General features: G+C 74.2%; 6 protein-coding genes and 1 pseudogene. All 7 read right to left on the bottom strand.

Annotated elements, in window-relative coordinates; genetic code table 11:
* Positions 1-101: 101 nt before the first annotated feature.
* Positions 102-1,475 (bottom strand): vWA domain-containing protein, encoded by a 1,374-nt coding sequence (locus E2E34_RS25790; RefSeq protein WP_138904310.1) that lies wholly within the window; start codon positions 1,473-1,475, stop codon positions 102-104.
* A 113-nt stretch (positions 1,476-1,588) separates the two neighbouring features.
* Complete coding sequence (locus E2E34_RS25785; RefSeq protein ID WP_138904309.1) at positions 1,589-2,887, bottom strand: PP2C family protein-serine/threonine phosphatase; 1,299 nt, start codon at positions 2,885-2,887, stop codon at positions 1,589-1,591.
* 3 nt (positions 2,888-2,890) lie between these two features.
* Complete coding sequence (locus E2E34_RS25780; protein WP_138904308.1) at positions 2,891-5,809, bottom strand: serine/threonine-protein kinase; 2,919 nt, start codon at positions 5,807-5,809, stop codon at positions 2,891-2,893.
* Entirely contained in the window at positions 5,806-7,089 is a 1,284-nt protein-coding gene (locus tag E2E34_RS25775; protein ID WP_138904313.1) for a coiled-coil domain-containing protein, read from the bottom strand. The genes E2E34_RS25780 and E2E34_RS25775 overlap by 4 nt, the downstream gene beginning before the upstream one ends.
* A 122-nt stretch (positions 7,090-7,211) precedes the next feature.
* Positions 7,212-8,219: a glutamate ABC transporter substrate-binding protein gene (locus tag E2E34_RS25770; protein ID WP_244316099.1), complete on the bottom strand. Its 1,008-nt coding sequence runs from the start codon at positions 8,217-8,219 to the stop codon at positions 7,212-7,214.
* Positions 8,220-8,239: 20 nt separating this feature from the next.
* Positions 8,240-9,586 carry a GlnX family signal transduction membrane protein gene (locus E2E34_RS25765; protein ID WP_425573445.1) on the bottom strand — a complete coding sequence of 449 codons (1,347 nt, stop codon included), beginning with the start codon at positions 9,584-9,586 and terminating at the stop codon, positions 8,240-8,242.
* A 219-nt stretch (positions 9,587-9,805) separates the two neighbouring features.
* Positions 9,806-10,211: pseudogene (locus E2E34_RS25760) on the bottom strand (ATPase); the annotation flags it as partial.

Below are 10,211 nucleotides of genomic sequence, written 5' to 3'. Positions count from 1 at the left end.
GAACCCGACTGGTGTCCGTTGGGGCAGGTCGGCATGTCGGCGCTTCCCCCTCTCTCGTCCGGCCCGAAGGCCGCAAATCGGTACTTCTCGCAGCTTTTTGGTTACTTCTTGACGCGAACTGTCTTGGTGGAGCGCGTTTCGAGGGTCATCTCGTCCGCCTCCGCGACCTTCGCCTTGAGTCGCACAGTACCGGTCGTCGCGTCCACGACGTCCACCACCTTCGAAAGGAGTTTCGCGGTGTCCGCGTTCCCCGAGGCCGCCGCCAACTGCACCGCGCGGCCCAGTTTGGCCGTAGCCCCGTCGAAATCGCCCGACTTGCGAGCATCGAGCCCTTGTTGGATTACTTGTGCCAGTTCGGCCTGGCCTGTGTAGTGCGCCACCTGCGGGTTGATGGAGGTGGACGCGACCATGTCGTCCGTCCACACCGCCCGTACGAGCCCCTGGGAGAGCGTCTGCGGCGTACCGCCCGAGGCGTCGGGCAGGACGAGCGAGACGCGGGCCGCGAGCATCTCCTGCCCGATGCCGGCTTCCGGGACCCGCACGCACACGTGGTAGTCGCGGGACTCGTCGCCCCAGGAGCCCGTCGGGTAGTCCCCGGCGCGCGGGCCGGCCTCGCTGCGGCGCCCGGTCAGGTCCTCGACGGCCGGGGCGACCTGCTTCACGAACCTGATCTCCACACCCACGGGCGTCCACAGCCGCAGCGCCACGTCCGCGACCTCCTTGCCCATCGCGTCGCGCATCATCCGCGTGAAGTCCGCCGCGAGGCCGCTGGGGTCGGCGACGATGTCGGCCGTGCCGAGCAGCGCCGAGGCGATGCCCGTGACCTCTTTCACGTCCCAGTCCGTACCGACGCCGCGCGCGTCACAGGTGAAGCGGCCCGCGCAGGCTTCGAGCGCGTCCCGCAGGTGCTTGGGCGACTCGTGCTCGTTGCGCCCGTCGGTCAGCAGGACGCCGTGCCGGATCGGCACGTCGGCCCGGGCTAGCAGCTGGTCGGCGAGCCGCAGCCAGGTGCTGATCGCCGTGCCGCCGCCCGGGGTCAGCCGGGACAGGGCCGCCTTGGCCTGCGCCCTCGTCTCCTCGCTCGCGGTCGCCAGGCGCCCGTTGCCGGGGTAGACCTCCTCGGCCCGGTGCGTACCACCGACGACGGCGAAGGCGACACCGTCGCGCAGGGTGTCGACGGCGGCGGCCGTCGCCTCCCGCGCGTTGCGCATCTTCGTCGGCGGGTACTCCATCGACCCCGAGCAGTCGACCATGATCACGACGGCGGCGGTGGGCCCGCCCGGCCCCTGGCCCGCCGGTATGTACGCGGGCGAGGCCCCGGCCCCGGCGAGCAGCGCGGCGGCCCCGCTCGTGCCGCCCCCGGTGGAGGTCACCGTGACGATCGCGTTGACCTCGCGCCCGCCCTCCGGCAGGTACTCGTTCTGGTAGACGTCGACGGAGAACTGCGGCACGCGCGACTTGGAGAAGTTGGCCATGGTCAATCGGCTCCTCGGGACGGACGGACCCGCTGCACGCCCCTCCACACGAGAGGCGGTGCGGGTGGTCGAGGCGGTGAGTGAGTGACGGGTCTGGTCGGGGAAGCTGGGCCTTACGCCGTGCCGTAGGCCGATCCTGCCCCTTGCTCCGGCACGGCGAACGGCAGCACGGCCACTGTTACGTTGTCGTGGCCGCCGCCGTCGAGCGCGTGCCCCACCAGCACCTGGGCGCAGTGCAGCGGACGGGCCGCGGCGTCGGCCGGCGCCGCCTGCGCCATCTCCCGCGCCGCCTCCGCGTAGTTCCACAGGCCGTCGGTGCACACCACCACCACGCCCGGCCGGTCCGGCTTGAACGAAGCGGTGTGCGGCTCCAGTTCGTACGCGTCGGCGCCCAGCCAGCCGGTGATCGCGTGGGCGCGCTCGTCGGCGTACGCCTCCGCCTCGTTCATCAGGCCCGCCGCCACCATCTGGGCCGCCCACGAGTCGTCCTCGGTGAGCCGGGCCGGCGGCGCGGTGCGGTCGTCGGGGACCCAGTAGACGCGGCTGTCGCCGACCCAGCCGACGACGAGCAGACCGCTCGCCACGATCGCGCCGACCAGCGTGCAGGCGGGTGCGTTCGTGTGCCGGTGCGGATCGTGCTCCAAGCCCTGGTCCGCGTCGGCGGCCAGGAGGTTGACCGACTCGGCCGCCGCGACGATGGCCTCGTGCATCGCCTGCTGCGGATGCGTGCCGCGCGGCAGGGACTCCAGCAGGGCCTCGTTGGCGGCGGTCGCGGCGGCTGCCGACGCCTCGTCGGGGCGGGTCGCCGACGACACGCCGTCGCAGACGATCGCGACGACGGCCGGCGAACCGTCGGGCAGGGCCGCCGCCGAGACCGCGAACGCGTCCTCGTTGCGGTGGTGACGCAGCCCCCGGTCGCTGACGGCGGCGACCGCGTCCAGCTCCTGCTCCATGTGGTCGCGCTCGCGGGGCTGCGCGTGGCCGCAGTTCTCGCAGTAGCCGTCCTCGTCGATCCGGCCGGTGCGGCACGCGACGCACATCTTCGCGGCCGGCCCGGCGGCGGGCGCCGGCCCGGGCTCGACGGAGCGGGGGTCGACGGGCTGCGGCTGTGCCTCCGGTCGCGCGGGTACGGGCCCGGGCGCCGCCAGCTCGAAGTCGTCGATCCCCGGCGCGGGCGCGCCCCGGGGCGGATCGTCGTACCGCACGGCCGGGGGCGGCGGCGCGGCGCCGGATCCCACGGCGCCGCCCGCCCCGGGCGGCACGGTGATGGCCACCGTGGGGTGGTCCACCGGCGGCTGCGCCAGGGCGGACAGGTCGTACCCGCACGCGCCGCAGAACAAGTCCCCCGGCTCCAGTGGCTCTTCACAGCCGGGGCAGGTCGGCTCAGCAGGCGGCCGGCGCATCTGCGACATCTTTCACACCCAGGTCCGGGGGCGGAAACGGTTGGCCCGTTCCACCAGGTCGATCCTCTCCTCGCCGCGCTGCGCGAGCCGGGCGAGCACCCGGTACGAGCGTTCCAGACCGAAGCGCAGTCCACGCTCGTCCAGTTGGCTGCCGAGCAGCGCGGTCTGCGCGGGGCGAGCCCCGTGCCCACCGGAGAGTACCCAGTCCAGCGCGGTGCCCAGCACCTCGGTGGCCAGCTGCTCCCGGCGTACCGCGTCGAGTCCGAAGTGCTCCAGGGCCTCCACCTGGGCGGCCGCCGCCGTCAGGTCGTCGATCAGCTCCTCCCGCGCGGCGCGCCGGCGAAGGCGCGCGCGTACGGCGGCGACCCGGGCCGCGGTGTAGTGGATCGACGCCTCCGGCACGGACTCCAGGGTGCGTACGGCGCCCGGCCGGTCACCCGCCGCGAGCTGGACGCGGGCGAGGCCGAACGCGGCGCTCACGTAACTCGGGTCGGTCGCCCAGACGAGGCGGTAGTACTCGGCGGCGTTGTCGAGCTGCCCGAGCACCTCGGCGCACACTGCCAGCGCGAGCTTGGGTGCGGCCTCGCCGGGGAACGCGTCGTAGACCGCGTCGAAGGACAGGGCGGCGTTCTCGTTGTCCCCCGTCACGAGGGAGGCGACGCCCCGGTACCACACGACCCGCCAGTCGTCGGGGTGCTGAAGCTCCAAGGTGCGCAACGCCTCACTGGCGACGGCCTGTTCGTCCATCTCCAGCCGGGCGCGCAGCTCGCGCAGCCGGCGCTCGACGGAGTCCGCCGGGGCGGCCTGGAGCGCGGCGACGAGCTCGGCCGGCGCGGACGCCAGCAGACCCGCGAGGAACCCGGCGTTGGGATCGTCCGGGTCGACTCGCGGCACCGGCAGCGCCAGCGCGGTCGGCGCCGTCCTCAGGGGCGCGAGGCAGGGCGACAGCGCCGGTACGCCGCCGGGCCCCACGCCGGGAGCGGCCCCCGGCGGCGCGACGGCCCCGGGCACGGTCACCGGCGCGGGCACGGCGGCCTGCGTGGCGGGGTGGGGCGCCCCGGCCCCGCCGCCACCGGGCAGGGGCGGTGCGCCGGGGGCGGCGACAGCGCCGGGCCGGGCGCCCGCTCCGACGTGCGCGCCGCCGTACGGGCCCGACCGGGTGGGGTCGCCGCCGATGGTCCCGGAGCCCGGCGATCCCGCACCCGCCGCTCCGTACACCCCGCCGCCCAGCGGTGAGGCGCCCGTGGGCCCCCCGGCGCCGTGCCCCGGGGCGCCCGCGACGGCGTACCCCTGGGGCACACCGGCCAGGACCCCGGCCGGACCGGGCCCCGTGCTCTGCGCCGGCAGCCCCGGCCCACCTACCGGCGCCGCCGCGCGCCGCGCCCGGCGTCCCGTCGGGACCGCCCGGCCGCCCAGCAGCGAGACGTCATCCGTCAGTTCCGCGAACAACTGGGTGTCCGCGACGCGCAGTTCCGGGCCGAACAGCGTCGAGAGCGCCGGGCGCGGGCGGCCCGTCTGGAGCGCCACGACCTCCCGCAGCACGCCCGTCAGCTGCTCCGCCATCTCCGCCGCCGACGCGAACCGCCGCGCCGGATCGGGGTCGGTCGCCCGGACCAGCAGCCGGTAGAAGGACTCGTACCGCTGGAAGACCTCGATGTGGCCGGGGTCGGGCAGGCTGTCGACGAAGACGTTCGTGTACCCCTGGAAGTCGAAGGTCAGCACGGCCAGCGTGCGCGCCACCGTGTAGAGGTCGGAGGCGACCGACGGGCCGACCTCCGCGACCTCGGGCGCCTGGTACCCCACCGTGCCGTAGATCGCGCTCTCGTCGTCGTCCATCCTGCGGACCGCGCCCATGTCGATGAGCTTCAGCTGGTCCTGCTGCTGTATGGCGTTGTCGACCTTGAAGTCGCAGTACAGCAGATTGCGGCTGTGCAGGTGCCCCAGCGCCTCCAGCGCCTCGATGCCGTACGCGCACGCCTGCTCCACCGGCAGGGGGTCCCGCCGGCCCGTCGCGCCGCGCCGCTCGTTGGCGATCTCCTTGAGCGACTTGCCGCCGACGTACTCCATGACGATGTAACCGTCCATGGAACCGGTGCGCTGGTCGAGGTGCTCGACGAAGTTGTAGATGCGCACGATGTTGGAGTGCTCGATCTCGGCGAGGAAGCGCCGCTCGGAGATCGCCGCCGCCATCGCGTCCTGGTCGCCCGTGTCCAGCAGGCCCTTGAGCACGACCCACCGGTCCGACACCGCGCGGTCGACCGCCAGGTAGACCCAGCCGAGCCCGCCGTGCGCCAGGCAGCCCATCACCTCGTACTGGCCGTGCACGATGTCGCCCGCGCCCAGCTTCGGGACGAAGGAGTACGGGTGGCCGCACTTGGTGCAGAAGCCCTCCGTACGCCCCTTGCGGTCCCCGCGCGAACGGCCCACCGGGGCCCCGCAGTCGGAGCGGGAGCAGAACCGCTTGCGCTCCGGTACCTCCGGGTTCGCCATCACCGCGGACCGCGGGTCGGGGCGCGGCACGTCCGGGACGGAGACCAGGCCGGCGCCCAGCCGGTTGCGCCCGGACGCGCCCGACGACGCACCGGAACTGCGGACGGAGACCGACCGGGACGCGGACGCGCCCGAAAGGGAGCGGGACAGCCGGCCGGAGACCGAGCGGCGCGAGGTCGAGGACCGCGACGAGCGGGAGGAGGAGCGCGACGAGGCGCCCGAACCGCTGCGCGCGGACGAGCTGTCGCCGCCGCGCCCGCCGGCCGCGACGCCGGTCGCCGGGGACGCGAGCATGCCTTCCCCGGGTTCCTGACCGCTCCCGGACCCGGGAGGCCCCGCGGGCGGGACGACCGGCGCGAGACCGCAGGTGTCGCAGTAGAACTCCCCGCCGCCCATGTCCTCGTACGTCCCCGCGCACCCGGGGCGCCGGCACTGGCTCATGAGGGGCTCCCCGTGTGATCGCCGGGCCCGTTCCGTCGCGGAACCAGTACCTCCGCCGCTGCCTGCTGGTACCGCAGGACCGCCTGCTCGGCGACCCGCAGGTCGCACGGCGCGCTCCACAGCATGCGGCGCGCCGCGTCGTACCGCTCGATCAGCAGCGGGTCCTCCGCCATGCCGTGCCGGGCGACCTTCGCCTTGTACGCGTCCAGCCGGCCCCGCAGCTCGGCCCGCACCGCCAGCGGCGCGGTGACGGCCGTCAACGACGCGCGGGCCCGCATCAGTTCGTCCTCCGCCTCGCGCTCCAGCGACTCCAGGAGCGGCGAGAGCCGGTGCCACTGCGCGTGCCTGCGGTAGTCCGCCGCCAGCACCAGCTGCTCCTGGAGCGCGGTCGGCGGACCCCCGACCGCCGGAACCTCCGACGCCGCGATCTTCGCCAGCACCTCGCCGCGCGCCGACCTGGCCTCGGTCAGCGTGCGGTCCGCGCGCGAGAGCACGTCCCGCAGTCGCACCAGCCGCTGCTCGGCGTCCTGCCGTACGGTCAGGACCGCGTCGATCTCGCGCCGCACGTCCTCCAGGGCGCGGGCCGCCCGGTCGTAGCGCTCGGTGTCGGGACGGCCGCCACCCGGGGCCGAACTGCCCAGCCCCGGCCGCCAGAACGCCAGCGGATCGGTCACCACCTGGGTGCGCAGCGCCTTCAGCTCGTGGGTGATGTCCTCCAGGTCGTCGCCCGACGGATGCTCACCGGGCCGTACGCCGACGGAGTGCGCCAGCGAGCGGGTGCGCTGGAGCTCCGCCGCGAGCAGGTCGATGCGGGCGGGCAGCGCGGACCACACCGCGTCGGCCGTCACGACCATGTCGAGCGACCGCGCGTACAGGTCGTTCATCCGCGACACCAGCGCCGCCAGGGAGAGCTGCTCGGAGAGCTTGGCGGGGCCGGTGATCGACGGCTGGGTGGCGGAGGACGGGCCGCCCGCCACGGTCACGCTCTCGCCGCGCAGGAGGTCGGTCAGCTCGCTCAGGTCCGTACGGCTGGGAAAGCGCCGCCGGGCCCGCAGTTCGCGGGCGGCGCGCAGGGCGGCGCTGTACGTGTCGAAGTACGACCACAGCAGGGTGATGGCCGGCTCGGTGGCGTTCCAGCGCTCCAGCGTGACGCCGGTCAGCTCGGCGCCCTCCAGCAGCCTGCGGCCCGCGTGGTCCTGGAGCGCGAGGAGCGAGGTCTCGATCGCCTCGTACTCCGCACCGAGCCGTGCCAGCGCACGGTCCACCTCGTCCCGGTCCATCACCGGCCCGGTGGCACCCGCCGCCACGCTCATCGATCACCTCTCCGCTCTTGTGCGTTCTCGATGTACAGCGATGTACTGCGATGTACTGCCCGTCTCGTTCTGCCCAGGATCCAACCGGCTCAATTGTCGCGGTACTTGGGCTCCGGGGGCTTTTCGATCCCCGGGAGGTCGTCCTTCAGCCATTTGCCGTAAGCCTTCATCCACCGGCCGTCCTCCCCGCCCTCGCGGTACTCGTCCAGGACGTGGTTCAGCCGGCGGACCAGGTCGTCGTTGCCGAGCTTCGTCGCCACGCCGTAGTACTCCCGGGTGAACGGTTCGCCCTTGAGCTCGACCGCCGGGTCCTGCGCCGCCTGGCCGGCCGCCAGCGCGTTGTCCGTCACCACGGCGTCGACCTCGCCGAGCTGGAGCCGCACCAGGCAGTCCAGTTGGTTGGCGACGGTCAGCCCTTCGAACTTCGCGCCGAACGACTTCGCCGCCAGCGCGTCGTACGCCGTGGAGCCCTTCGCCGTGCAGACCCTCTTGCCGGCGAGCGAGGCGTCGTAGCCCTTGACCGTCGACTCCTTCGGGGCCAGCACCTGCTGTCCCGCCTCGAAGTACGCGGTGGAGAACGCGACGTCCTCGATGCGCGCGCAGTTGATCGTCATGGTCCTGACGACGACGTCGACCCGGTCCTCCTGGAGCGCGAGGATGCGCTGGCTGGTCGGTATGGCCCGGTAGACGACCTTGTCGGGGTCACCGAGGATGTCCTGGGCGACGGCGCGCACCAGGTCGATGTCGAAGCCTTCGAGGTCACCGGTGGCCGGATTGCGGTAACCCCAGCGGAAGCTGTTCTGGTCGACGCCCGCGATCAGCTTGCCGCGCGCCTTGATCTTCTCGACGGCCGGCCCGTCCGCGTCGGACGGCGGCAGGCTGGCCTCCGGGTCCTCGCAGGTGTCCGCCCGCGCGGCGACCGCGCGCCCCACACCCTGCCCGGCGGCGTCCGTACCCCGCCCGTCCCCGGCGCCGTGGGAGAGCGGCAGCAGCGTCACCGCGGCCGTCAGCGCGCAGGCGGCGGCCATCCCGGCCACTCCGCCCCAGCCGCGCAGCCTGCTGCCCGTGCCGACGTACCGGCTGCCCGACCTGGTCACCGTGCCTCCTCCCACCCGTCTCACCTGTACTCCGAAAGCCTGCGTCCGATGCCGAGCACGGCGCCCGCGGCGCCCACGACCGCCAGGATCGCGGCGCCCAGGGGCAGTCCGGTGAGCGCGCCCCGGCCGCCCTCGGCCGCCCGGGTGAACTCCGCCTGCTCGTGGGCGAGGGCCTTCTCCAGGGCCGCGTCCACCCCGTTGAAGCACTCGCCGGTGGAGCCCTTGCCACCGATGATCTTCGCCAGCGCGCCCTCGTAGTCACCGCCGTCGTCGGTGGCGCGGGCGGCGGTGTGCCGCTTGCGCCACTCGTCCGCCTTGGCGGTCGCGTCCGTCACGGGCAGGCCGCCCTGCGGGTCGTCGGCGAGCGCGCGGGCCTGCGCGAGGCGTCGGCCCAGGGCCTTCATGCCGTCGGCGTACTGCGATTCGTACAGGTCCCGCTTGCCGTCGGCGGCCAGTACGGCGCCGCGCGCGACCAGGGTGAGGTTCTCGTTGGCGCGGGCGTTGAGGGAGCTGATGCGCGCGTCGTTGAGGACTTCGAGCGACTCCTGGCCGTGGGCCATGGCGTCCTCCAGCTCGGCCCGTGCCACGACGTGCCCGATGCCGAGCCACAGCAGCACGACGGCGGAGGCGACGCTCGCGGCCAGCAGACCGTGATTGAACACCCGGTTGGTCCGCAGGTAGGTGCGCCGCTGGGCCCAGCCGAGGCCGGCCAGGGCCAGCACGCCGAGGCCCAGCCCGATGAACGGCCAGGCGCGGGCCTCGTCGTAGTCCTCCCCGAGCGTGCTCGTCTCCGCCGTGTAGAGCCGCTCGGCGGCGGGCAGCAGCTTGGTCGTCATGCGCTCGTTCGCGTACCGCAGGTAGGCGCCGCCGAGGGGCAGCCCCAGGCGGTTGTTGGCGCGGGCACGCTCTATCAGGCCCGTGTACTGGGGGAGTTGCGTGTTCAGGGCGGCGATCTCGCGCCCGGACGCGCTGGTGCTCTCGGTGTGGGTCGCGGCCTTCGCGAGCAGCGCGGACGCGGTCGCGATGTCGTCCTCGTACCGCTCGCGCAGGTCCTGCGGTTCCTGCGCGCCCGCGAGGAATCCGCTCGCGGCGGCGGAGTCCGCGTCGGCGAGGGAACGGTAGATGCTGGCGGCGTCGGCGCTCAGGGGCTGGCTGCGGGTGACCACGTTCCCGGCGGCGGTCGCGCGGTCCGAGATCTCCCAGGCGGTCACCGCGCCGAACGCGACGACGAGGGCGGCGACCAGTGCGCCGATGACGCGCAGCCGGCCGGGCTCGGTCGTGGCGCCGGCGCGCAGCCGGTCCACGCCTTCGGCCCAGGCGGTGCGCGTGGGCGGTTGCGCCTCGCGCACAAGCGGCGGGTGTGCCACGTGACCTCCCCCTCGGTCATCGACGGTCTGCCGTGCCCGGCAAGCAGTATGGCCGCAGGGGCCGGTATCCACACCAGGATTGACTGGATCTTGCGTCGATCAAGGCCGCGCCCGAGCTGAACTCCCCCTGATGTATACGCAGCGGCCCCGCCCGTGGTTCCCCCTGCCGTACCCGGGGTGGGCGACAGCGCCGCAGGCAACCCGCGCCCCGCCCCCCGCTTACGCGTACCGCGCCCGCAACCGCGCGGCCGCCCGAGGCGGGGCCGACGCACGGTCCAGACCCAGGAGCGCCGCTCCCAGGACCGGCGGCGCCGTCACCACGCGGAGTACCGCCTTCGGCGCGCGGTCCGCCATCAGCGCCGAGACGCGCCCGTCCAGCTCCGGGTGCCGGGCCGCCAGGACACTGCCGCCCAGCACCACCGGCGCCTCCTCCCCGAGCAGGTCGAGACGGGCCAGCGCCACCGTGGCCATGGCGACGATCTCGTCGGCCTGGCGGTGCACGATCGACCGGGCCACCGCGTCCCCCGCCGCACTGACCGCGAAGAGCACCGGCGCCAGTTCGTGCCGCCGCCCCGGCGCGAGGCGCCCGAGGTGCAGCGCCTCGATCAGCGCGTACATCGACGGC

This window comes from Streptomyces albidochromogenes, assembly GCF_005981925.1.
Lineage (GTDB): Bacteria > Actinomycetota > Actinomycetes > Streptomycetales > Streptomycetaceae > Streptomyces > Streptomyces albidochromogenes.
The sequence above is the reverse complement of the archived record's forward strand: the minus strand, read 5'-3'. Positions and strand labels throughout refer to the sequence as shown.

Excerpts from the sequence above, each read along its gene's own strand:
- E2E34_RS25790 (WP_138904310.1), bottom strand. The coding sequence starts at position 1,475 with ATGGCCAACTTCTCCAAGTCGCGCGTGCCGCAGTTCTCCGTCGACGTC.
- E2E34_RS25785 (WP_138904309.1), bottom strand. The coding sequence starts at position 2,887 with ATGTCGCAGATGCGCCGGCCGCCTGCTGAGCCGACCTGCCCCGGCTGT.
- E2E34_RS25780 (WP_138904308.1), bottom strand. The coding sequence starts at position 5,809 with ATGAGCCAGTGCCGGCGCCCCGGGTGCGCGGGGACGTACGAGGACATG.
- E2E34_RS25775 (WP_138904313.1), bottom strand. The coding sequence starts at position 7,089 with ATGGACCGGGACGAGGTGGACCGTGCGCTGGCACGGCTCGGTGCGGAG.